This window comes from Floridaenema fluviatile BLCC-F154, from assembly GCF_041929135.1.
GTDB classification, from domain to species: Bacteria; Cyanobacteriota; Cyanobacteriia; order Cyanobacteriales; family Aerosakkonemataceae; genus Floridanema; species Floridanema fluviatile.
This window is the reverse complement of record NZ_JBHFNS010000067.1, coordinates 1-24,284: the sequence shown is the minus strand read 5'-3', so window position 1 is coordinate 24,284 and position 24,284 is coordinate 1. Positions and strand designations below refer to the sequence as shown.

Annotated in this window: 22 protein-coding genes; 13 read left to right on the top strand and 9 right to left on the bottom strand. The window is 40.7% G+C overall.

What is annotated here, in order from left to right:
* The 4 genes from ACE1B6_RS17500 to ACE1B6_RS17485 all read left to right on the top strand — a co-directional run.
* Window positions 1–1,254 (top strand): RNA-guided endonuclease InsQ/TnpB family protein (locus ACE1B6_RS17500; RefSeq protein ID WP_413258538.1); only part of this gene is annotated, 1,254 nt, incomplete at its 5' end.
* Between the two features lie 296 nt (window positions 1,255–1,550).
* Complete coding sequence (locus tag ACE1B6_RS17495; protein ID WP_459563051.1) at window positions 1,551–1,982, top strand: rhodanese-like domain-containing protein; 432 nt, start codon at window positions 1,551–1,553, stop codon at window positions 1,980–1,982.
* 210 nt (window positions 1,983–2,192) lie between these two features.
* Window positions 2,193–2,579 (top strand): rhodanese-like domain-containing protein, encoded by a 387-nt coding sequence (locus ACE1B6_RS17490; protein ID WP_413258536.1) that lies wholly within the window; start codon window positions 2,193–2,195, stop codon window positions 2,577–2,579.
* Between the two features lie 218 nt (window positions 2,580–2,797).
* Entirely contained in the window at window positions 2,798–4,408 is a 1,611-nt protein-coding gene (locus ACE1B6_RS17485; RefSeq protein ID WP_413258535.1) for an NAD(P)H-quinone oxidoreductase subunit 4, read from the top strand.
* Between the two features lie 124 nt (window positions 4,409–4,532).
* Here ACE1B6_RS17485 and ACE1B6_RS17480 read toward each other — a convergent pair whose 3' ends face one another.
* From ACE1B6_RS17480 to ACE1B6_RS17470, 3 genes are all read right to left on the bottom strand, one after another.
* Window positions 4,533–4,748: a hypothetical protein gene (locus ACE1B6_RS17480; RefSeq protein WP_413258534.1), complete on the bottom strand. Its 216-nt coding sequence runs from the start codon at window positions 4,746–4,748 to the stop codon at window positions 4,533–4,535.
* A 266-nt stretch (window positions 4,749–5,014) separates the two neighbouring features.
* Window positions 5,015–6,748 carry a sensor histidine kinase gene (locus ACE1B6_RS17475; protein ID WP_413258533.1) on the bottom strand — a complete coding sequence of 578 codons (1,734 nt, stop codon included), beginning with the start codon at window positions 6,746–6,748 and terminating at the stop codon, window positions 5,015–5,017.
* 258 nt (window positions 6,749–7,006) lie between these two features.
* Entirely contained in the window at window positions 7,007–8,053 is a 1,047-nt protein-coding gene (locus tag ACE1B6_RS17470; RefSeq protein ID WP_413258532.1) for a chemotaxis protein CheB, read from the bottom strand.
* Window positions 8,054–8,378: 325 nt separating this feature from the next.
* On the opposite strand from ACE1B6_RS17470, the gene ACE1B6_RS17465 reads away from it, so the two are divergent.
* The 3 genes from ACE1B6_RS17465 to ACE1B6_RS17455 are packed head-to-tail and all read left to right on the top strand — an operon-like array spanning window position 8,379 to window position 11,241.
* Entirely contained in the window at window positions 8,379–9,002 is a 624-nt protein-coding gene (locus ACE1B6_RS17465) for a chemotaxis protein CheB (protein ID WP_413258531.1), read from the top strand.
* Complete coding sequence (locus ACE1B6_RS17460; RefSeq protein WP_413258530.1) at window positions 8,999–10,816, top strand: CheR family methyltransferase; 1,818 nt, start codon at window positions 8,999–9,001, stop codon at window positions 10,814–10,816. Before ACE1B6_RS17465 ends, ACE1B6_RS17460 begins: the two co-directional genes overlap by 4 nt.
* A gap of 35 nt (window positions 10,817–10,851) precedes the next feature.
* A complete protein-coding gene (locus ACE1B6_RS17455) occupies window positions 10,852–11,241 on the top strand; it encodes a hypothetical protein (protein WP_413258529.1) in 390 nt (129 codons plus the stop codon).
* Window positions 11,242–11,245: 4 nt separating this feature from the next.
* Here ACE1B6_RS17455 and ACE1B6_RS17450 read toward each other — a convergent pair whose 3' ends face one another.
* Complete coding sequence (locus tag ACE1B6_RS17450) at window positions 11,246–11,608, bottom strand: translation initiation factor (RefSeq protein WP_413258528.1); 363 nt, start codon at window positions 11,606–11,608, stop codon at window positions 11,246–11,248.
* Between the two features lie 289 nt (window positions 11,609–11,897).
* Between ACE1B6_RS17450 and trpB the strand changes: the two genes are divergently transcribed.
* From trpB to ACE1B6_RS17435, 3 genes are read left to right on the top strand one after another with little or no spacing between them, the layout of a single operon-like run.
* The gene (gene trpB, locus ACE1B6_RS17445; protein ID WP_413258527.1) at window positions 11,898–13,157 is read left to right on the top strand and encodes a tryptophan synthase subunit beta; all 1,260 of its coding nucleotides are present in this window, start codon (window positions 11,898–11,900) and stop codon (window positions 13,155–13,157) included.
* Complete coding sequence (locus ACE1B6_RS17440) at window positions 13,157–13,705, top strand: CAP domain-containing protein (protein ID WP_413258526.1); 549 nt, start codon at window positions 13,157–13,159, stop codon at window positions 13,703–13,705. Before trpB ends, ACE1B6_RS17440 begins: the two co-directional genes overlap by 1 nt.
* A gap of 6 nt (window positions 13,706–13,711) precedes the next feature.
* Window positions 13,712–14,338, top strand: coding sequence for a ribonuclease D (locus ACE1B6_RS17435; RefSeq protein WP_413258525.1), 627 nt, complete (start codon window positions 13,712–13,714; stop codon window positions 14,336–14,338).
* A gap of 62 nt (window positions 14,339–14,400) precedes the next feature.
* Here ACE1B6_RS17435 and ACE1B6_RS17430 read toward each other — a convergent pair whose 3' ends face one another.
* The 4 genes from ACE1B6_RS17430 to thrS all read right to left on the bottom strand — a co-directional run bounded on the left by ACE1B6_RS17430 (window position 14,401) and on the right by thrS (window position 18,895).
* Entirely contained in the window at window positions 14,401–15,468 is a 1,068-nt protein-coding gene (locus ACE1B6_RS17430) for a DUF3474 domain-containing protein (protein ID WP_413258524.1), read from the bottom strand.
* A gap of 172 nt (window positions 15,469–15,640) precedes the next feature.
* Window positions 15,641–16,597, bottom strand: coding sequence for a homoserine kinase (thrB, locus tag ACE1B6_RS17425; protein WP_413258523.1), 957 nt, complete (start codon window positions 16,595–16,597; stop codon window positions 15,641–15,643).
* A gap of 129 nt (window positions 16,598–16,726) precedes the next feature.
* Window positions 16,727–16,990, bottom strand: a complete 264-nt coding sequence (locus ACE1B6_RS17420; RefSeq protein WP_413258522.1) for a DUF4058 family protein — start codon at window positions 16,988–16,990, stop codon at window positions 16,727–16,729.
* A gap of 63 nt (window positions 16,991–17,053) precedes the next feature.
* Window positions 17,054–18,895 carry a threonine--tRNA ligase gene (thrS, locus tag ACE1B6_RS17415; RefSeq protein ID WP_413258521.1) on the bottom strand — a complete coding sequence of 614 codons (1,842 nt, stop codon included), beginning with the start codon at window positions 18,893–18,895 and terminating at the stop codon, window positions 17,054–17,056.
* Window positions 18,896–19,273: 378 nt separating this feature from the next.
* Between thrS and ACE1B6_RS17410 the strand changes: the two genes are divergently transcribed.
* Together ACE1B6_RS17410 and ACE1B6_RS17405 are read left to right on the top strand one after the other, a co-directional pair.
* Window positions 19,274–19,609, top strand: coding sequence for a DUF2605 domain-containing protein (locus ACE1B6_RS17410; RefSeq protein WP_413258520.1), 336 nt, complete (start codon window positions 19,274–19,276; stop codon window positions 19,607–19,609).
* A gap of 116 nt (window positions 19,610–19,725) precedes the next feature.
* Window positions 19,726–20,028 (top strand): DUF2973 domain-containing protein, encoded by a 303-nt coding sequence (locus ACE1B6_RS17405; protein WP_413258519.1) that lies wholly within the window; start codon window positions 19,726–19,728, stop codon window positions 20,026–20,028.
* A gap of 89 nt (window positions 20,029–20,117) precedes the next feature.
* Here ACE1B6_RS17405 and pgmB read toward each other — a convergent pair whose 3' ends face one another.
* Window positions 20,118–23,105: a beta-phosphoglucomutase gene (gene pgmB, locus ACE1B6_RS17400; protein ID WP_413258518.1), complete on the bottom strand. Its 2,988-nt coding sequence runs from the start codon at window positions 23,103–23,105 to the stop codon at window positions 20,118–20,120.
* Between the two features lie 370 nt (window positions 23,106–23,475).
* Between pgmB and ACE1B6_RS17395 the strand changes: the two genes are divergently transcribed.
* Window positions 23,476–24,051, top strand: coding sequence for a Uma2 family endonuclease (locus ACE1B6_RS17395; RefSeq protein ID WP_413258517.1), 576 nt, complete (start codon window positions 23,476–23,478; stop codon window positions 24,049–24,051).
* The last annotated feature ends 233 nt before the right edge of the window (window positions 24,052–24,284 follow it).

Genomic DNA, 24,284 nt, shown 5'->3' with positions numbered 1-24,284 from the left:
ACTCCCGAACAATACCAAAAGCTAGAAGAAGCCATCAGAACGGCGCAATTTGTCAGGAACAAATGCGTCAGATATTGGATGGAGAACAAAGGAACTACAAGAAATGACTTGCAGAAAGTTTGCGCTGTTTTAGCAAAAGACTCTACAACACCTTGGGTAAACAAATTAAATTCACAAGCACGACAATCAAGTGCAGACCGAGCATGGCAGTCCATAGCTCGGTTTTACACTAACTGTCGGGATTCATCAATTAAAAAGAAGGGGTTTCCTAAGTTCAAGAAGTTCGGTAGGTCGGTAGAATACAAAACTACTGGATACAAGCTTTCTGATGATAGGAAACAAATCACTTTCACTGACGGATTTAAGGCAGGAACATTTGATTTGTGGTGTAATCAAAGAACCATCGTCTATTATTCAGAACAGCAAATTAAGCGGTTGAGGGTAGTTAGACGTGCTGATGGTTATTACTGTCAGTTCGTCATTGACCATGAAAGGGAAGAGAAGCACGAATTCACTGGTTCTGTAGTGGGAATCGATTTAGGATTGAAAGAATTCTATACAGATTCCAATGGAAACACAGTAGAAAATCCCCGATTCTTCCGTAAAACAGAAAGACGCTTGAAGAAGGCTCAAAGGAGACTTTCCAAGCGTCATAAAAGAGGTCAAAAACAGTCAGCCAACTATCATAAACAAAGGGAGAAAGTAGCTAAATTGCACCTAAAAGTTTCTAGGCAACGTAAAGACAGAGCTATTAAAGATGCTCTGGCGTTAGTCCAATCTAATGATTTGGTAGTCTACGAAGCTTTGAAGGTTTCTAATTTGGTGAAAAATCACAAGTTAGCGAAAAGTATTAGCGATGCTTCTTGGTATCAATTCACCATCTGGGTAAATTATTTCGCCAAGATTCATAAGATAACCTGTATCGCTGTACCACCGCAATTCACGACGATTGATTGTTCTGTTTGTGGGGCAAAGGTTTATAAGACCTTGAGTACTAGAACCCATCAATGTCCTCACTGTAAAACAGTTTTAGATCGAGATTGGAATGCGGCAATTAATATTCTTAAAAAAGGGTTGAAATATTTGGGGGAATACCTCAACGGTACTGTTGGGCAAACAGAAACCGACCCAAACGACTGGGGAGAATCCGGCCTCTGGGTCTTCAATAGAGATATTGAGGATTTAAGCTGTTTCGTTGAACCAGTAATCTCAAGAGGTGATTCTGGGAGAATCCCCCGTCATAGCATCGCTTGACGGGGGAGTATGTCAATTTATGACAGTTCCTCTCTACCCAAAGAAATAGAGTTGTAAGTATTTGTGCGATCTCCCTGAAGAAAGATTAATTCACCGGGATAGCTAGCTACATTTTTAACAGATGTAGTTGAGGAAGAAACATGGAAAATAATCTGGAAAATAACATGGAAAATATGTCAAACCAGGTGTCAAACCAAATGAATGACGCGCAAGAAACTGTCAAAGAAAAGCTATCTGAGGATATTAAACACTCTGGTGATAAAGTTTCCGAAGCTGTTTTAAATGCTAAAGAAAAGATGCCTAACATTACTCCCACTCCTCCGGGAATGAAAGCTCAGTCTTCGGCTCACGATCTGAAATCTCGTTTAGAGTGGGGTGAACCAGCATTAACTATTTTGGATGCACGCGATCGCCAAACCTACAATCAAGGTCATATCATGGGCGCAATGCCGATGTCGATGGAAGAAATGTCCCAAGGTATTCAACCTTCCCCATCTTTAGCACTCAACCGTGATATTTACGTTTACAGCGACAGCGACGATCAAACCTCTCAAGCTGCCAATCTATTGCGTAACAGTGGCTTTACCAGCGTTTCCGAACTCAAAGGTGGTTTAACAGCTTGGAAAGCGATCGGTGGCCCAACTGAAGGTGTTGTTGAATCTAAGTCTCCGCCAAGTGCAAGCGACTACAACGTGATCGGTCACATCTCTGAGTCAACCAACCGATAATTAATTAGTTATAGGTAGGGGCGGGTTTAGCCAAAAAGCGGAAATAGCCAGAAATCAGAATCAAATCAAAACCCGCCCATGCTTCTTTTTTGCCAATTTCGCTACAAATGCACGAATTTACAATTATGTAAATACTTTTGCTATAAAAATTTGCAATATTAAAAATATGTTGTTACATTGCAGGTATTGTCAGCAAAGATGTAATACGCTATGAGCCGGATTCTGGATTTGATTCCCAATCCCACACCCCTGCGGGAGAAATGTTTGGTTTATGATTTAAAAGCTCGCCTAGACTGGGGAGAACCCGCTTTAACAATTATTGATGTGCGCGATCGCCACCAGTTCCAGATCAGCCACATCTTAGGCGCTGTACCCATGCCCCTGAACCAACTTGTAGAAAGAGCGATCGCCAGCTTAGAACTCAACCGCGACATCTATATATATGGCGAAACTGACGAAGAAAGTGCCTTAGCCGCAGCCAAACTACGTGCAGCCGGATATATCAACGTATCGCAAATCAGAGGTGGTTTACCCGCATGGAAAGCAGTAGGTTATCCGATCGAAGCAATCCCCTTCTCCAGCAACTTCTACCCATAAAAATTCCCAATATCAATCATTTTCTCTTCAAAACCGAGTTTTTCCCCAGAAACTCGGTTTCTCAATATTCCCGTAGAACAGGCATCTTACCTGTCACCTCTATTCTCATTAGTTCTGTTTCAGGTAATATATTAAGTTTTTTAAAGAAAACCTCTTTACAATTCTTCATTTAACTTAATAGAATAGGGTAAGTATGAAATAAGTATTTATTCTCAGAAATGTTTAACACAGAGTTTCCTTGGTTAACGGCTATTATTCTCTTCCCGCTGGTAGCATCCCTAGCCATTCCCCTGCTACCAGACAAAGAAGGTAAAACCATTCGCTGGTACTCGTTAGGAGTTGGCTTAGTCAACTTTATTTTGATAATCTACGGATTTTCGTCCAACTTTGACTTGCAAAACTCAGAACTTCAGTTAGTCGAAACTTACTCCTGGATACCGCAAATCGGTTTAAATTGGTCGTTAGCGGTTGATGGACTGTCAATGCCCTTAATTGTCTTGACAGGCTTAGTCACCACCTTGGCAATCTTTGCATCTTGGAAAGTCACCTACAAACCGCGCTTATTTCACTTCCTGATGCTAGCAATGTACAGCGCCCAAATAGGCGTATTTGCAGCACAAGATATGCTTTTGTTCTTCCTAATGTGGGAACTTGAGCTAGTGCCAGTTTATCTGTTAATTTCCATTTGGGGCGGACAAAAACGCCGTTATGCTGCTACTAAATTTATTCTCTACACCGCTTTAGCCTCTATCTTTATTCTGGTAGCCGCATTAGGATTAGCTTTCTACGGCGATACAGTTACTTTTGACTTCACCGCTTTGGGAGACAAAAATTACCCCATAGCCTTAGAACTAATTGTTTATGCGGGATTATTAATTGCTTTTGGCGTAAAACTGCCGATTTTCCCTTTGCACACTTGGCTACCTGACGCGCATGGCGAAGCTTCCGCACCTGTATCGATGATTTTGGCAGGAGTTTTGTTGAAAATGGGCGGCTATGCGCTGATTCGGATGAATATTGAAATGCTGCCTCATGCTCACATTTATTTTGCGCCAGTTTTGGTAATTTTAGGCGTAGTTAACATTGTTTACGGTGCTTTAACTGCTTTTGCTCAAGGTAACTTGAAACGCCGCCTTGCTTGTTCTTCAATCTCTCACATGGGTTTTGTGTTGATTGGGATTTCCTCGTTTACCGAGTTGGGGATTAACGGCGCAGTTTTACAGATGATTTCTCACGGTTTAATTGCTGCGGCGTTGTTCTTCCTTTCGGGGGTTACTTACGATCGCACTCACACCCTAGTAATGAGTAACATGGGTGGCATGGCAAAAGCAATGCCCAAAACCTTCGCCTTATTCACCGCTGGTTCAATGGCATCATTAGCACTTCCCGGAATGAGTGGATTTGTTGGAGAATTAATGATTTTCCTGGGAGTCACCACCAGCGATGCTTACAGTTCCACCTTTAAAGTAGTGGTAATTCTCCTCACCGCAGTTGGCTTAATTCTCACTCCCATTTACCTACTCTCAATGTTGCGGGAAGTCTTCTACGGCAAACAAAATTCTGCCCAAACTTTTGCACCTTTAATGGATGTTAATCCTCGCGAAATCTTCATCACCGCTTGTTTATTAATTCCCATCATCGGGATTGGCTTTTATCCCAAACTCGCCACCCAAACTTACAATGTCAAAGCTGTAGAAGTCGCTTCTCATATCCGCAACGCTTTACCAGTAGTTGCTGCCCAAAAACAAAACCTTTACTCGCAAAACTTAGTTACACCAGAAATTTCTCCTTCTACATCAGGTAATTTGCTCGTCTCCACAAATTACTGAATCTAAATCTAGAACCTCAAATCTAAAACCTAACCTCAAAAAGATGTTTAGCCCGGTGAATACCGGGCTTTTAATTTGATTTTGAGCATTTAAATTTTGCATTTTAAATTTTGAATTTTTGAGTTTAAAAACTCATGGCTTCGTAACTCTTGGCTTCTAATTCCAACATGGCATCAATCATTTGTTTGGCATTATAAAGTGATTGTCCCATATTGCTCACTCTAACACCGTATTGAATGCCTTCATATTTCCATTGCAACCACATTTCCCCTTTTCTCTTAAATGGTCTGAGATAAATGGGAATGGCATGATAAGTAGTCACTGGGGTTGATTTAACCATTGCTCTCGCTCTCGCTCCTTGACGATTCAGTATGTCTTTGTAACTAACGAGCAGCTTACACCCCGATTTTTTGCTTGTTTTCACTATAGTTAACTAATTCATCAATACTTATATATCTAACAATGATTTTATTTTCTTAAATCTACCTTAAGTCCCTAAATGAAAGAGGTTTAGCTCTTTCTACTGGGAGATGGAGAGATGGGGGGATAATTTAATTGGATTTACCTCTCTACCTCCCCATCTCCCTAACTCCCTACCTTCTGCCTTCACTTTTGCAGGTAGTACATTGGTAAAGTTACAGTGACGGTGGTTCCTACTCCTACTTGACTTGCTACTGCTATTTTTCCTTTGTGTAAATACACACACTGTTTTACCACAGATAAACCTAGCCCGATGCCTTCTACATTGCCAATATTGCTACCTCGATAAAACCAGTCAAAAATATGAGCTTGTTCTTCTGGGAGAATGCCAATACCGGAATCTTGGATGCGGAAAATTATTTGTTTATTCTCCGTTATTAAGTCAAATTGAATTTCGCTACTGTTAGGAGAGTATTTAATTGCATTTGAAAGTAAGTTTACTAAAATATATTGCAATAATCTTTGATCCAAGCAGGCGCTATTACTTTGACAGTTAACGGAAAAGTTAATTATGTGTTTTTTTTCTCCGTAAATTGGTGTTTGTTCGACGATCTTTTGACAGAATTGTTTTAGGTCTAATATTGATGGGTTAACTTGTAATTTTTCGGCTTCTGCTTCACTAACTACTAACAAGTCATTGAATAACTGGTTGATATATTTAACGCTTGCTTGTAAGGTTTGCAGTTGCTTAGTTTTTCTTGATTCGTTGGAGTGTTCTGTGTGGTTTGCCAAAATATCGGCAGAAGCGAAAATGTTAGCTAAAGGGGTGCGAATTTCTTGGGAAACTATGGAAATTAACCGGGCTTTCATTTCATAAAGCTGTTTTTGTTTGTTCAGTGCTTGGTTAATATCTGTTGCTAGTTGCTTATGTTTAGTAATATCTCTGAAGGTAACGACGACTGCGTTACCTTCAATTATGGAATCGTCGGTTAAGGGGCTGATTGTATATTCGTAATCTTGGATGCCGTTAACTCTGTACAAACTGAATTCATCTGTGATGTTGGTTTTTGTTGATGTAACTGTTTGTCTTTGGTTATCAAACTTTTCGATAATTTTGGGGGGAAACTTTAATTCTTGAGCAGTTTTCCCCAGTATTTCTGAGGGGGCTAAACCTAACATTTGGGCGGCGGATGGACTGGCGTAGAGGTATTTTCCTGCGTCGTCGATTAGGCAAATTTTAGCTGGCGAAGCACTGAGTATTCGATCGAGCATTCGCCACTCTTTTTCCATTTCTTCGGCTTGCTTCCGTTGGGAAATGTCTTGAATTTGCCAACGCAAGCCAATCAGGTTTCCGTAAGCGTTTAAAATTGGTACGGCAATACAAGCTGCTGGTAAAGGTTGTTTGTTTCTGGGTTTAATTTTTAATTCCCATTCTTGAGTTAATTTGTTAGTTCTTAGCTGGTTTAAATGAGTGAGAAAGTTGCGCCGTTCTGTTTCTGAGAGGAATACTATTAACGGTTTGCCGATTAATCGATCGCACCTCACCCCCAACAACTTCTCTGCGGCTTGATTAGCTTCCGAAATCACTCCTGCACCATCAGTTACTAAGTAAGCATGAGGGGTAAAGTCAAATAATTCTTGATATCGCTGGCGTTCCCCTTCCAACAACATTTGGTTGACAGCTAACTGGTCATTTTTCAGGTTCATTTCCTCTAACGCACACTGCAATTCTTGTAAGGTATTGCCTAGTTCAACTAAACTTTCCTTCAGCAGTGATTGTTCGGATCGGGAACTTGATTCGTCAGTAAATAGTTGCCAAGCTGGTTTGCTTTTGCTGGGAAGCTGTTCTGTTTTCTCCCAGAGTTGCTCTAGTTTTTGAATGGCGGCTTCCAGCTGAGTGTCAAAGATATCTTCAATCATGATCGTTTCTAAATTTCTTTATTCAATAAAGTAGACTACCCGAAAAAATGATGCTGGATTAAAAGTAACAAAATAATTTTAGTTGAGTTATTCTGAGATTTTATCAAAATCCTGAATTAATTTATAAATTTTTGCATAGTTTTCTCCGACACAATAACTAACAAATTTTTCAACTATCTAAAGTAATAAGTAGTAATACGTTTCTTTTCTTTTTTTGTAGCGATCGCCTTTCCCAGTAAAATATTTTACCGCTAAATTTCAATCAATGAGATCGTTTTCTAAATCGTCATTTTGGTCGTTAATTTCCGAATTTAGAGCTTGACTTTGGTTTTGCACCAGTACTCGACGAATTACTTCCGCCCTTGCTTCTACTTCTTTGACTTTTTTGGTGAAACGATTTGCTGCGATCGATCGGTTTTGCGCTTTGGATCGATCGGCTAATTTTTGTGATAAAGCTGACTGTTCTTTCAGTGCTCTTAAAGCTACCCAAAGCGCCTGTTCTAATGCTTCTGATTGTCCGGCAAATAAACTGTCTGGGGAAAAAGCGTGTCCGGTGCGACAACGAAACCGCAAAAAGTTACCATTATTTAGTTCCCACAAAACGCCACCGCATTCTGGACAAGAATAGGGTGATTCTTTTCCCGGACGATCGTGACTTTCCACTGCTTCCTTTTCTAATTCTGCAATCTCAGTTTCCATTTCCAATTGTGGATCGACTGGGTTGTTTTCTGTTGGTACTGGTTGATAAGCTAAATCAACTAATTTTTTGCTAATTTCGGCAATAGGTAATACATAATCTACTGCAACGTTTTCGATCGCACTTCGCGGCATTCCATCATAAAGTGCTTCTTCTGGATCTTGCACGATCGCAATTCCACCTTGTTTTTTTACTGCTAATAAACCTGCTGTCCCATCATCCAGCGAACCAGACAAAATTACCGCTATTACTCTATTACTATATGCTTGCGCCGCCGAACGAAATAGCGGATCGACAGCTGGGCGGTGGCGATTTTCTTTTGGCCCATGAACTAAATTAATATATCCTGTTTTAATTAATAAATGAAAGTCGGGCGGTGCAACATAGACCCGTCCAAGTTCAATTTTCTCTCCATCTTCAGGATGAGTTGCAGGTAGAGAACCACGACGTTGAAAAATTTGTGGTAATAAGCTTTTACTGTGAGGTGCAATATGAATTACTACAAAAATTGCCGCTGGAATATCTCCTGGTAAGCTGCGAACTAGTTGAGTTGTTGCCTCTACACCACCTGCTGAAGCTCCTATAACTATAATGTTGTGTCCTAGCATTATTTAAATAATGGGGATTTTTACCCTATGATATTATATTAAATTAGGATAATATAAATAATTTGCTTTTTACATTAAACTTTAGAAAGAGTTACATATTTTATTTAACTTCTTCAGTCAATAGTCCTTTCAAGGAAATTTTGTTTTGAATAATTATTCGTTATAATTGAATTATTAAATATGTTCTTTACCGAAATCACAATTTTTTGTATAATTTAGTACTTAAAATAATTGTAAATATTTGTTGGTTACTAGTTGCGGAAAGGTGAAATCTGCTAAATATATAAGCAGGGGCAAAAAATATTAATTTGAGAACTAAGTAACTGTGAGCTACTCAAATGAAAATAATCAAGTGAATCAGCCTCAAGGTTTATTATTTGACATTGTAGGAATCGCTGCCTCGTCAGATGGCACTAATGCTATAATTAGTATTCTTAAGAAATTGCCAAAAGATTTCCCGGTGCCAATTTTAATAGTAAAACATCTAGCTAGCGGCTATAAAAGCTACTTTCCGGTAATTTTTGGATATCGGACTTTATTAACAGTTAAGGAAGCTGAAGATGGAGAAAAAATCAAACCTTCTACGGTTTATGTTGCCGCACCAAATTATCATTTATTAGTGAATGCCGAGAGAGAAATTTCTTTAACTCAAACGGAAAAAATACATTTGGTGCGTCCCGCAGCTGATGTATTATTAAAAACAATGGCAGAAAACTATCGAGAAAGAGCGATCGCAGTAATATTAACAGGTGCAGATAGTGATGGAGCAGCAGGAGTGAAAGCAATTAAAGAAATGGGGGGAACAGTTATTGCTCAGGATCGAGAAACAGCGAAAGTTTTTGGAATGCCTAGTGCTGCAATAGCCACTGGTTGCGTTGACTTTATATTGCCAATTGATAGAATTGCAGAGGCGATCGAAAACTTAGTGAACAAAGGAGCGATCGCATGAGCAAAGCCACACCACAACAAGACCCAGAGTTTGAAGCATTATTACAATATTTAAAACGTAATCGTGGTTTTGATTTCACAGGCTATAAACGACCTAGTTTAATGCGTTTAATGCGAAAGCGGATTCAACGAGTCGGAGTAGAAAATTACAGCGATTATTTAGATTACTTACAAGTACATCCAGGGGAATTAAACATACTTTTTGATACCTTATTACTTAACGTTACCAACTTTTTCCGAGATGCAACCGCTTGGGAAGTTTTAGCAACAGAAATCATTCCCCACATTTTAGAAGCTAAACCAAACAACGAACCAATTCGAGTTTGGAGTGCTGGTTGTGCATCAGGAGAAGAAGCTTATACGATTGCAATTTTACTAGCAGAAGCTTTAGGAGCAGAAGCTTTTAGAAATCGCGTTAAAATATATGCAACTGATTTAGATGAAGAAGCATTAGCGCAAGGTCGTCAAGCAATTTACCCCGCCAAAGGTTTAGAAACTGTACCAGAACAACTGCGAACAAAATACTTTGAATTTGTGGGAAGTAACTATATTTTTCGCAACGACTTAAGACGCTGTGTAATTTTTGGTCGCCATGATTTAGTTCATGATGCGCCAATTTCCCGATTGGATTTATTGGTTTGTCGCAATACTTTGATGTACTTTAATGCGGATATTCAAGCCAGGATTTTGGCGAAATTTCACTTTGCTTTAAATGATGCTGGATTTTTGTTTGTTGGCAAAGCCGAAATGTTACTAACACACGCTAATCTTTTCCAACCTGCTAATTTGAAGTATCGAATTTTTTCGAGAGTACCCAGGATTAGTTTGCGCGATCGCTTATTAATCATGGCAGAATCAGGTAACACTGAAGCCAGTAACCAGTTAGTGGGGAATATGCGTTTAAAAGATGAAGCTTTCGAGTTTTTACCAATTGCACAAATAGTAGTTGATATTCAAGGAAATGTCGTATTAGCTAATCGCCAAGCTAGAGTATTATTTAATTTAAGTACCCAAGATTTAGGTCGTCCTTTACAGGATTTAGAAATATCATATCGTCCAGCGGAATTGCGATCGCGCATTCAACAAGCATACACCGAACGCCGTTCAGTTACCATCCCAGAAGTAGAATTAATTCGCAGCGAAGAGAACATTGTATATTTAGAAATTCAAGTAGTTCCTTTATTAGATAACTCCGCTGATGCACTAGGGGTAACGATCGTCTTTCAAGATATCACTGGCTACAACGAACTAGAGAGAGAATTACAGCGTTCCACCCAAGAATTAGAAACCGCTTACGAAGAATTGCAAAGCACCAATGAAGAATTAGAAACAACCAACGAAGAACTGCAAAGTACCAATGAAGAATTGGAGACAATGAACGAAGAACTCCAATCAGCAAACGAAGAATTACAAACTACCAACGACGAACTGCGCCAACGCACAGAAGAACTCAACCGAGTCACCATATTTATGGAATCAATCCTGACTAGTTTGCGCGTTGGTATGATAGTTTTAGATAATAGACTCAGCGTACAACTTTGGAACGGAAGAGCCGAAGAACTATGGGGTTTACGTGCTGAAGAAACGGTAGAACGTTTCTTTTTTGACTTAGATATTGGTTTACCAGTTGAACAGTTGCGGGGATTAATTCGCTCCTGTCAAACTGAAAATAGTGAAGAACAGACAACTCTTGTGGATGCAGTAAACCGTCGGGGGAGAAACATTCGTTGTCGGGTAATTTGTACCTCGTTAATTGTCGAAAATCAACCGCAAGGTGTCATCCTCCTTGTGGATGAAAGACCGGATTCATTTTAGGCAAATTATAGTTGTAAGTTACCAAAATAAATATTATGTCTGAAGAACAGCAATATATCAGTAAGCTAATCGAAGAACACGCGCAAAAAAGTTTCCATCACGGCGAATCAGTGGAAAAATTGGGAAAATCAATTCAAGAAAACGCTAGTTCAAATCAAGAACAAGAACATGGCAAATCTATTGAAGAAAAAGGAAAGTTAATTCAGCAACACACGAAGTTATCTCATCAACATGGAAAAGTAGCCGGAAATCATGCTAAATCAGTAGAACATTCCGAAAATGCAACCGAAGCGCACGTTCAAGCAACCGAAGAACACATTAAAGCAACAATAGAACATATTGAAGCAACCAAGGAAGTGATTAAATTATCTCAAGAAGCTTTATCTCAATCAAAAAGACAGGGGAGAAAACTAAAAAATGAGTAGAATTTTAGCCGCCACTAATTTTGGCTTTGTAACCCAAGCTTTTGAGGAGTTCGAGAATTTTTTGTTTGTGTTCGCCTTGAATTTCGATCGAACTTTCCTTAACAGTTCCCCCAGCACCACATTGAGTTTTTAACTTTTTGAGTAAGTCAGCTAAAGTTTCGGGTTTCGCTTGAAAACCAGTAATTACCGTCACAGTTTTCCCCTTGCGTCCCTTGCTGGAAGCTTGCACTCGTAAATCTTGTTGATTTGGTGGTAAATCTTGAATTGCTCTTTCAAAAGCAGCAGAATTAGTTTGGTTGCCAAATTCAGAATAAACAACGCGAGTGTCATTATTTTGAGAATCAGAATTTTTACGTTTAGAAGACATAAGTTTGACGCTTATAATGTTTTGTTAGCTCAAGTGCGAATTGATTTATAATTTTTTTTACCACAGATGTCCACAGATGAACACAGATGAACACAGATGAATTTTCAGATATATTTAGGCTTTTGCCAGAGATTTCATTAATTATATAGCAAACCTAAATCAAGCGTAAAATCTCTTCTTCTTCTCTTTCTTCGTGTCCTTCGTGTCTTACGTGCTACGCACACGCTACGCGAACGTGGTTCAAAAAAAATTATAATAAAAACTCTGGCGTAATTCCAACACAATCACTGTGACACTGACCCCTATTGATCCCCAACAAAGTAACGACGCGACACAAATACCCGACGCATTAGGACGTTTTGGACGTTTTGGCGGCAAATATGTGCCGGAAACATTAATGCCTGCTTTAAGCGAATTAGAAGCAGCATTTCAGAAATATTGCGCTGACGCAGACTTCCAAAATGAACTTCAGCAATTACTAAAAGACTACGTTGGTCGTCCCACACCTTTATATTTTGCCGAACGTCTCACCGCCCATTATGCCCGACCCGATGGCAGCGGCGCACAAATTTATTTAAAACGGGAAGATTTAAACCACACTGGAGCCCATAAAATTAATAATGCCCTAGCTCAAGTGTTGTTGGCAAAGCGGATGGGCAAACAAAGAATCATTGCCGAAACTGGCGCAGGTCAACATGGCGTAGCAACAGCAACCGTTTGCGCTAGATTTGGCTTAAACTGCATCATTTATATGGGCGTTCACGACATGGAACGTCAAGCGTTAAATGTGTTTCGGATGCGGTTAATGGGTGCCGAAGTGCGTCCTGTCTCCGCAGGAACGGGAACGCTGAAAGATGCGACTTCGGAAGCTATCCGCGACTGGGTGACGAACGTCGAAACTACACATTACATTTTAGGCTCGGTAGCGGGACCCCATCCTTACCCGATGTTAGTCAGAGATTTTCAAGCAATTATTGGTCAAGAAACTCGCGCCCAAGCTTTAGAAAAATGGGGAGTTTTGCCGGATATTCTCCTCGCTTGCGTCGGTGGTGGGTCAAATGCAATGGGATTATTCTACGATTTTGTCAAAGAACCGAGTGTGCGTTTGATTGGGGTAGAAGCAGCGGGTGAAGGTGTGGAAACAGGAAAACACGCCGCAACCTTGACAAAAGGACAAGTTGGTGTATTGCACGGCGCAATGAGCTATTTGCTGCAAGACTCGGAAGGTCAAGTAATTGAACCGCATTCGATTAGTGCTGGTTTAGATTACCCTGGAGTAGGGCCAGAACACAGTTATTTAAAAGATTCCGGGCGGGCTGAGTATTACAGTGTAACAGATGAGGAAGCGTTAGTAGCATTTCAGAGACTTTCGCGTTTGGAAGGAATAATTCCGGCGTTAGAAACTGCTCATGCGATCGCGTTTTTAGATAAACTTTGTCCTCAGCTAAGTGGTAATCCCCGGATAGTAATTAACTGTTCTGGACGTGGTGATAAGGATGTACAAACTGTAGCCAAATTCTTAAATTCTTCAGAATCATCACAATCATAATGTTCAGAAAAGTCAGCAAAATTGCTTTTGGAAGTTTATTTCTGGTTGGTGGACTGAGTGGCTGTATTTTTATTAGCGAGTTTAACTCATCTATGCAACCAGAAATTGTTCAAGATAACTCAGAAACTGTTGCCCAAAATACTCAGAATCCGAGTTCCCTTAGTACCATAGAAAGGTCGATTTACGAACAGGTAAATAAGTATCGTCAATCGCAAAAACTCCCACCTTTGCAATTGAATGCGGCAATTACGCAACAGTCAAGATTGCATAGTCAAGCAATGGCGAGTGGGAAAGTTCCCTTTAGTCATCAAGGATTTGAACAGCGGGTAAATGCGATCGAAAAATCAGTTCCTTACAACAGTGCTGGGGAAAATGTCGCGTACAATCAAGGATACAAAGATGCTGCTACTCAAGCAGTGCAAGGATGGTTAAAAAGTCCCGGACATTTGAAGAATATTCGGGGAAATTTTAACTTAACAGGGATAGGGGTTGCTCAAAATAGCAAAGGGGAATATTATTTCACACAGATTTTCATTCGTAGCCGTTAAAGATTTATGGAATTAGAAGACTTTCAAGTTTGCGATCGCGACCTGCCCGATAACTTATTATCCGAATATTTGCAAGCATCAGCCGTAGCGGTGGATACAGAAACGATGGGGTTGTTGCCGTTGCGCGATCGCTTATGTTTAGTACAATTATATTGTCCCGGTTTCATCACCGTAATTCGCATCGCCAAAGGACAGCTAGAAGCACCAAACCTAAAACAACTAATGGAAGCAACTAGCATCACCAAAGTCTTCCACTTTGCCAGATTCGACGTAGCGCAATTACGATACAACTTAGGAATCAAAGTTAACCCTATCTTTTGTACTAAAATAGCCAGTAAACTAGCCAGAACCTACACCCAAAGACACGGATTAAAAGACCTAATTCAAGAATTAGAACAAATAGAACTAGATAAAAGTGCCCAAAGTTCCGACTGGGGAAACGCCGCCAACTTAAGCAACGAACAACTACGCTACGCCGCCAACGACGTGCGTTATTTATTAAGTGCAAAAGAGAAACTAACCACAATGCTAAAAAGAGAAGAACGCTACGAACTAGCCCAAGAATGCTTTCAAGCATTACCCACAATTGTACAACTAGACCTACTACAATTTAAAGACCTATTTGAACACTAACTATGTGAAAATCTTATAAGTACGTTGTTGCGCTAAAGCGCAACAACGTACTTTACAGCAACCTACTTTTCAGGAGACTGATAATAAACCTTTGCCCCCGTATCAGGAACAAAAAAGCAACTAAAGTAAGAACGCCAGAAACTTTGCCAAATAGTTCTATCCGACTTCCGGTAATAATCACCCAAAATCGGCTTAATCGCCTCAGTAGCAGTTATCAAATGATAATGAGGCATATTCAGAAAAATGTGATGCGCCACATGAGTACCAATATTGTGGTGAATCGGATTAATCAAACCATAATCATGGTCAATAGTAGAAAGAGCACCCTTCAAAAAATACCAATCATCACCACGATACCAAGGAATATCAGGGTCAGTATGGTGTAAATAGGTAACTAAATCCAACCAAATCACAAACACAATGTATGGCGCAAGATAAAACTTAACCAGAAACAAAAACCCAAACTGGTAAGTCAAAAAACCCAGAAAACCCATCATCAAAGTCCACAGAAAAGTACTAGTAAGCACATCCCATTTTTCCGAAGGACGAAACAGCGGACTACTAGGAAGAAAATGAGAACCCTTCTTCCCTGGAGAACGCTTAAACAGGTAAATTGGATAAGCAATCAGTAACAGATTGAAGCGAATTAACTTCTCAGACCAGTGCATTTCTTCATACTTGGACTGAGTAACCGGATACCAACTTTCATCAGTATCAATATTTCCCGTATTAGCGTGGTGTGTTCTGTGGCTAATCCGCCAACCGTGATAAGGCACCAAAATCGGAATGTGGCTAAGGTGTCCGATTAAATTGTTTAACCACTTCTGTTGAGAAAAAGAACCGTGACCGCAGTCATGTCCTACCACAAATAAAGCCCAGAACATAGTTCCCTGCATCAACCAAAAGACAGGGAAAAACCACCAAGAATCCAAAAAATAAGCTAAAGCATAAAGCCCAGCAATAATGGAAACATCCAGAAAGAAGTAAAAAAGCGACTTCCAAACCGAAGGTACAAAACAATAAGCAGGGATAGCAGCCTTAAGGTCTTGTAAAGTAAAAGGCAGTTCCCCTTGACGAGGCGACGGGTCTGTTACAGAAGGCTGTTTGAGTTCGACAATATGAGAAGGCACTAAGTTTCTATTAGACCCGATTTTTAGACAACGGGTATCATTTTATCCTCTTATGCCATTAAAGTGTTAGTAGAATTTCTGAGTTAGCTTTAACACAGTATGTAGGGTGCGTCAGAACTTAAATTTATTGTTACTCACCGAAAATTTTAGTGTCTGACGCACCCTACCGAATTTAGAACTCAACATCGGTTCTTCGCGCCCCCTGAAAATCTACCTTTAACACCTTAGCTTCTGCCTTTACCCCAGCTTCCTGCCAAGCAGACTCCATCGCTTTAGCAACACTTTCCGCCTGTGTCGTACTCGCCAAAGCCAAAAGAGTCGGCCCCGCACCACTAATTACCATACCATAAGCGCCAGCATTCACCGCAGCCGCATAAACCGGATCATAACCCTGAATCAAACTCTGGCGATAAGGCTGATGTATTTTATCCTGCATTGCCACCCGCAACCAATCGCCCCTACCACTTTCCAACCCTCGCACCAACAAACCCAAATGCGCCGCATTAAAAATCGCATCCTTGCGACTGTACTCACTCGGTAAAACTCCCCTCGCCTCGGCAGTGGAAAGCTCAAAATCAGGAATTGCCACCACAGGAATCACATCCCAATGCCAAGGAATATTGCAAATCTCCCATTCCTCTCTGCGTTCTCTGTGTCTCTGCGGTTCCAAAATTAACCCTGTCGCCGCCAACCGACAACCCCCCAACAAAGCCGGAACTACATTATCCGGGTGCCCTTCCATTTCAATTGCCAATTGCATCACTTCCACTTGGCGTAAAGGTTCCCCTGCTAATAGATTCGCACCTACCAAACCGCCAACAATTGCTGTTGCTGAACTACCTAAACCTCGCGCTAAAGGTACTCCTAATTTAATGTCAATTTCTACAGATGGTGGTGTTTTTTCAATATGCTGATAAAATTTTAAAAATGCTTGATAAAGTAGGTTACTTTCGTCTGTTTGGACTCTTTCTGCTTCTGCGCCAGTGACGTTAATTTTTAGTGTTGTTTCTGCTGTGTTGATTTGGGTAAATTGGAATTCGTTGTAAAGCGATAATGCTGCGCCAATGCAATCGAAACCTGGGCCGAGGTTGGCTGTTGTGGCGGGAACGATGATGGAAACGGTAGACATTTTAAGTGGTCAAGATAAGGGAGATTTTAAACAATAGCAGAATTAGAGTTTTTTTTGAACCGCAAAGACGCGAAGGACGCGAAGGAAGAGAGGAGAGGGTTATTTTTTTTCTTTTAAGTGGGTTTCTAGCTAGGTGGTTTCGGTTTCGGATAATGTGGGGGATGGTTGTTGGGTATAGTCTATTATGTAGTTGTAGGCGGCGCGATCGTACACTCCATCCAACAAATTTTTTAAATCTACAATAGGTTCACTATCCCCACTTTGCAAATGTAAGGGAAAAGTCGGAATCGGATTTGGTAAATTAAATAAATACAAATCAGCTTCAGGACGGCTATTTCCCCGACTTACCAAAATTCGGTAATTCGCTGTAAAATCATTGCCAAAAACAGGCATGGTTTTTTCTCCTTTAAAATTGGCGGGGAATGGTGCGTTAGCGCAGCGTAACGCACCCTACGATTAGAAGTTGGTGAAATTGGCTATTGCTTGTTTCATTCTTTCGGTTACTTCGGCAACTGGTATTTCGCCTAATTCGCCAGAAGCACGAGTGCGAATATTTAAGGAATTAGCTTCAACTTCTTTTTCTCCGACGATCGCCATTACAGGAATTTTTTCTTTTTCGGCGTTACGAATTTGTTTGGCTAAACGTTCGCCACTGGTGTCAGCTTCGGCACGAATTCCTACAGCTTGCAATTCTTTGACTACATTTTTAATGTAGGGTAAAAATTCATCTTTTACTGACAACAAGCGAATTTGAATTGGTGCTAACCACAAGGGAAAATCACCTGCATATTCTTCAATCAAAATCCCTATTAACCTCTCTAAAGATCCAAAAGGTGCGCGGTGAATCATTACCGGACGTTTGCGAGAACCATCTTCGGCAACATATTCTAATTCAAATCTTTCTGGTAAGTTGTAATCTACTTGAACAGTTCCTAATTGCCATTCTCTGTCTAAGGCATCTTGGAAGATGAAGTCTAATTTTGGCCCGTAAAATGCCGCTTCTCCGATGCCTTCAAAGTAATTCATTCCTAGAGTTTCAACTGCACGGCGAATCGCGTTTTGTGAGGTTTCCCAAGCTTCGTCGGAACCGATATATTTATCAGAAGCAGGGTCGCGGAAACTTAGTCTGGCTTTGAAGTTTTTTAGTTGCAAACTCTTGAATACGGAAAGAATTAAATCTACTACATTCAAGAATTCTTCGTCTAATTGTTCGGGGGTGACGAACAAGTGTGAATCATCAACTGTAAAGCCACGAACTCTGGTTAAACCGCCTAATTCTCCTGATTGTTCGTAACGATAAACTGTGCCGAATTCTGCCAAGCGCATTGGCAATTCTCGATAGGAACGTAACTCACTCTTGTATATTTGAATGTGGAACGGACAGTTCATTGGCTTGAGAACAAATCCTTGTTCGTTTGCCTTTGCTTCTTCGTCGTCCGCCATCATCGGGAACATATCTTCTTTGTATTTTTGCCAGTGTCCTGAAGTTTTGAATAAATCAACTCTGGCTATGTGGGGAGAGACGACTGATAAATATCCGCGTTTGAGTTGTTCTTGTTTGAGGAAGTCTTCTAAGGTACTTCTTAAAATTGTGCCTTTGGGAGTCCACATTGGTAAACCGGGACCAACGTCATCGGCAAAGATAAATAATCCTAGTTCTTTGCCTAGTTTACGGTGATCTCGGCGCTGTGCTTCTTCTTTGCGACGTTTGTATTCTTCTAACTGTTCGGGATTTTCCCAAGCGGTACCGTAAATTCTTTGCAGTTGCGCTTTGGTAGCGTCGCCTCGCCAGTATGCACCTGCGACGGTTTCTAGTTCAATGGCTTGGGGATTTAATTCTGCGGTGTTCTCTACGTGAGGCCCTGCACAAAGATCCCACCATTGCTCACCTAAATGATAAATGGTAATTGGTTCTTGTAAACCTTCGAGGATTTCTAGTTTGTAAGGTTCGTTGATTTCTTTGATGCGGCGTTCTGCTTCTTCCCGGCTGACTTCTTCCCGAATTACTGGCAGTTTGCGATTGATGATTTTGATCATCTCTTTTTTAATCGCTTTTAAGTCTTTTTCGGTGAATGGCTCTGGACTGTCAAAGTCGTAGTAAAATCCATTTTCAATCCAAGGGCCGATCGTCACCTGTGCTTTGGGAAATAGTTTCTGCACAGCCATCGCCATCACATGAGATGTTGTGTGACGGATTTTCTTTAAGGTTTCTGATTCGCTGGTACGTGGTAAGTGGATTTTTGCAGGCTTTTCTGCGGAATCGGGTGATTCTGAAATAACGGATGGCTGATTAACCATGAGAAAACTATCTTTAACTAATAAACAAATGTTTCGATCGAGGATGCTATTCCCCCATAGCCTCTATCTTACCTGTGCTTTGGGGCAGGGGAGATGAAAGAATGTGGGATGCAAAACTTTGTAGGGGCGGGTTTTGTTTGAAATCTTCGGTTGTGAGTCCGAAGTTGTCTGCTAAACCCGCCCCTACAAGGCGAAATTTTCCCAGTCCCCAGTCCCCAGTCCCCAGTCCCCAGTCCCTAGTCCCTAGTCCCTAGTCCCCAGTCCCTAGTCCCTAGTCCCCAGTCCCCAGTCCCCTTCCTAAAGAACTATTTAGAATTTATTAAGAAATGTAAATGAAATTAAGGTTATGATTTAGTTAGATTAGTAATACTCGATTTCATGTTGAACTCTAACCTACCAGAACCGGAATTGCTGAAAACCCTGTTACAGCCTTTACTGGAAGATTTTCAGTATTGGTTTGGTCGATCGCGCACTTTTCTGGAAACAGAGGATCTACCCTTTTTGGAGTCTCAGCAGCAATCCGATTTGTTAAGTCGGGTGAAGCAGGCTCAAAATGAGGTAAATACGGTGCAGACAATGTTTCATGCTACTGGCAGTCAAGTTGGTGTAGAAACTACTACGCTGTTTCAGTGGCATCAGTTAGTCGCGGAATGCTGGAAGATTTCCACACGGTTTCGGATGGAACGGGCAAATGAGCAGCAGAATGATTCTTAGATATATTTAAGAATGTCTGCTGAAAATAAAGTTTTGTTGATGTTTGCTTAATTTGTGTCGATCGCTTTATAAATCAAAGTACCGGAAAAAACTTTTCGACTCGGAGGAGGATTTCTATGTTGCACTTGCTTTACATATTAGCTTTTACTTGTTTGGCTTTTTTGGCTGTGGGTAATTTGATTCGTAATTTGATTCGGATTAGTGCGGATTATCAATACAGCACTTCTCCATATAATAGATCTTCGGCAAGTCAAAGGTCTAGTCGTCGCGATCGCCCTGTACCACATCCTGAGTTCCTTGATGATTCGGGTAATGTGATTGATGAACCTTTGTTGATTATGAAGTCGATCGCTGTTGAAGATGCCCGCCAAAAATTAGAATCTCTTTATGATAATCCTCCTGAAAATTCTGCTCCTTAATCTTTAGTTAATAAAAATTTAGGCAAAAAAATCCCCGTCTAGTTTTAGTTTTGACGGGGAAGAACACTGAAGTGTTTACAACGGACGGGTTATTTTAGGGCGGAAATGTTGTTGGCAACCCAGTATTTTTTGAGGGCGTTTTCTTTGTGTAAAATCGAGATTTTTTCTATCTCGACATCGCAGGCAACTTGAGAAGGTAGTAGGGATTTTTGAACTTGAGAAATTTGGTTTTCTAGGGTTTGCCAAGAGGTTTCGGCTAGATTTTCTAACACTAAATGGGCGTTTCCTACTCTTTCAATTGGGCCTAATCCTATGACTGACATTCCGCCTGCTAAAGCCGCTGTTACTCCGGCTTCGGCATCTTCAATTATTAAACATTCGCAGGGGTTTATTTTTAATTGTAAGGCGGCGTGTAGGAAGGTATCGGGGGCTGGTTTTGGTTTGATGACGCTGTAACCATCGGCGATCGCATCGACAAAATCAATAATACCCAAACGTTGCAATACTTCTTTGGCATTTTTGCTAGATGAACCGATGCCAATTCTAATATTATTGGCTTTTAATTCGGCTAATAAATTCCTAACTCCGGGCAATAAATCGGCGGGGGAAATGTTTTGAATCAGTTCCAAGTAATAATGATTTTTGCGAATCATCATTTGGTGGAATTGTTCTTCGCTGACATGGCGATCGCCTAAAATATGCAACAATGATTCTCTTCTGGGTAAACCTCTTAAAGCTTCGTTAATTTGGCGATCGAAACTCAAACCTTCTTCATCAGCTAACTTTTGCCAAGCTAAATAATGATATTCAGCAGTATCAGCGATCACGCCATCTAAATCAAAAATTACGCCTTTGATTGTAGTTGGTTTGAGGTCGAATTCATACAAACTATTGCGCCATTGAAACCGGAACTTTAACCTTGTCCAACCTGCGGGTAATTTTGGGGTGGCAACGGGCCCATTTGCTGTTAATTTCACACCAGCAAAACCAAAAATTGTTGCTTGCCAAACGCCACCAGCAGAAGCAGCATGAATCCCTTCATTAGCATTTCCCCGCACATCTTCTAAGTCTACTAAAGCCGATCGCATAAAATGCCGATAAGCTTCATCCAATTTATCCAAATCCGCTGCTAAAATAGCGTGAATTGCGGGGCCTAAAGAAGAACCGTAAGTATGATCGGTACGAGGTTCGTAGTAATCCCAATTTTTTTGTAGGGTTTGGCGATCGAACTTTTCGCGCAACAAATACATCAACATTAAAACGTCAGCTTGTTTCAGAACTTGTCGCGCATTTGCGCCTTCAATTCCCAAGATTGCTTGCATGGAACGAGTGCGAGGTTCATAATCAGCTAAATTGATATCTTCGCGATTAAAAAAACCTTCAAACTCTTCAATTAAACCTGTTTTTTTGTCGTGTAAAATCAGAATTCTGTCAATGATATCTGCCCAATTTGCCAATTGAGTTGAAGTAATATTTAATTGTTGTTCTAATTCCTTTGAACAATCAGGATAGTTATTTCTAAGCCAAGTTAAAACGGAAATAGCGGTTTGTAAATGCCATTGCACCATGCTATTAGTAAAGGCGCTATTATCTACGAGTTCGTGATTTTCATCAGGGCCAATTACATTTTTTAAATCGTAACATTTGCGATCGCCATTCCACTCAACACAACTCGCCCAGAAATTCGCCGTATCTAAAACAATTTCCGCGCCATAGTCGCGCATCCAATCATCATCTTCCGTCGCTTGCCAATATTGCCAAATTGCGTAAGCTATATCAGAATTAATGTGGAGTTCGCGATCGCCACACCAAATCCGAATCAACTCACCACTCGGAATCGGAATCCAACGCGGAGTCACTTCTTCCCCAGTCGCCGCACTTTCCCAAGCATACATCGCCCCAGCAAAACCCGCTTCTTTCGCCTTCTTTCTCGCCCCAGGTAAAGTGTGATAGCGATAAGTTAACAAATTTCGCGCCAACTCTGGTTTAGTAAAAGTTAGGAAAGGAACCACAAAAATTTCCGTATCCCAAAAAACGTGCCCCCGATAAGCAAAACCGGAAAGAGTTTTCGCCGGAATACTAACCGTATCATCATCTCTGGGCGCAACTGCCAAAATTTGAAATAGATTATAACGAACTGCTAACTGTGCTTTTGCGTCGCCTTCAATCACTACATCACAAATTTGCCATTCTCGCTTCCAAGCTTGAGAATGTAACTGACGCAGCATTTCATAACAACCTTTACCCGACTCCCAACCATAGAATAAATCTTTGAGTTTTTCTTGGGCAGTTTGGGCAGGATTTTGACAATCTCTAGAAGTGAAAACAGTGACAATTTTTTCTAAAGTTACAGTTTTTCCCGGTTGCGCTTGAAAACAACTAGTCACCGAAGGATAACCTTGACAACCCAAAGTTCGCAGCAAAGTATTTTCACAAGAAATACTCAAATGCGTCGCCATTCCTACTTCGATATTTGTTTTGCGGCTACGCATTCGCAACCATGCACTATTATTATGTATGCCTTGATCTAACCAGTTCCAATGTCTTACACCTTCGTTGTCAGCATAACCATTCAGACTCGCTTGTACTTCCACCAAACCAGAAAAATTAACTGGTGTAATTAAACAACGAATTGCTAAAACGTGGCGATCGGCTAAACTAACAAAACGTTCAAATTGTAAATTTACTATATGTCCTGCTGGACTGCGCCAAGTGACGCGACGTTGTAATAATCCTTGATTTAAATCAAGCCGACGCTCATAATCTAACACTTCACCTTGGTCGAGGCGAAAGCGTTCTCCCGCAAAACAAATAACCAAAGGTAGCCAGTCAGGACAGTTAACTAACTCTGTATGTAGGACGGGTACATCATCATAAACACCGTGAATAAAAGTTGCTGGCAAATCGTTGAGATAACCTTCCTCAAAGGTACCGCGAGTTCCCAAATAACCATTACCCAAAGTGAAAACTGTTTCTTGATGGTGTAACTGTTTGGGATTGAACTGAGATTCTACTACAGTCCAATCGGAAGTGTTCGCTGAAGTTGGTTTTGCAGGGGGTCTACTGAGTGTTTGCATTTTGGAATAATTGCTTACTGGCAAGTTCGTCTAACTGTACAAAGAGAAATTGAACGCAAAAATGTCCTCACACCCGCCTTGTACGCTGGCTTTGCTTTGTCGCACCCAGTTTCAACAATGCGGGACAAAATAAAGATCGAAGCTTTGGTTCTTCTCTTTTTAGAATCCCCCTAGAGAGGTAGAAGATTGCTATAGGTAGAAAAATCGATGCGAAAGGATACATTCCTTAACATAACGATACATTTAGTAGTAAATACTGAGAACTTACGCAACTGACACAATTGAGTAGGGTGCGTCAGAAGTTCAAATACTGATACTCTCAATAAAATTTAGGGTCTGACGCACCCTACATAAGGAGGCAAGCGGAACAATGAACACAGTGAAGTTAAATTTAAATCCAGTTATTCAATTATCTGGCGAACAATTTTATCAGTTGTGTCGAGAAAATCCTGATTTAAAACTAGAAAGAAATGCTAAAGGAGAACTAATTATTATGCCGCCGACAGGGGGAGAAACTGGGAGAAAAAACGCTAATTTAAATTTACAAATTGGATTGTGGAATCAGGAAAGTCAATTAGGTGAAGTTTTTGATTCATCTACTGGTTTTACTTTACCAAATAAAGCCGATCGTTCTCCCGATGTTTCCTGGGTGGAAAAATCTCGTTGGGAAGCTTTAACGCCAGAACAAAAGGAAAAGTTTATTCCCCTTTGTCCTGATTTTTTAATTGAGTTACTTTCACCTAGCGACAACTTAAAATTAGCGCAAGAAAAGATGCAAGAATATATAGAAAATGGTTGTCGATTGGGGTTGTTAATTAATCGGAAAAGTCGGCAGGTGGAAATTTATCGATCGCACCAACAAACCGAAATCTTAAACTCCCCCGATACCGTTTCTTGCGAAGAAGTTTTACCCGGATTTGTTCTCAACCTCCAAAAAATTTGGTAAATGTTTTTAAAGTACGTTGTTGGGGGGGAGCGCGGAAGAAAAGCGCTGAAGCGCCACAACGTACCGGGGCGATTGGTGGTATTTTTGTGTCTTAAAAGTACAACAAACTATGACCAATTGTCCAGGTACGTTGTTGCGCTTCAGCGCCTTTTTTGCGCGCTCACCCCCAACAACGTACTTTAAAAACATTTACCAAATTTTTTGGAGGTTGAGAACAAATCCGGGTAAAACTT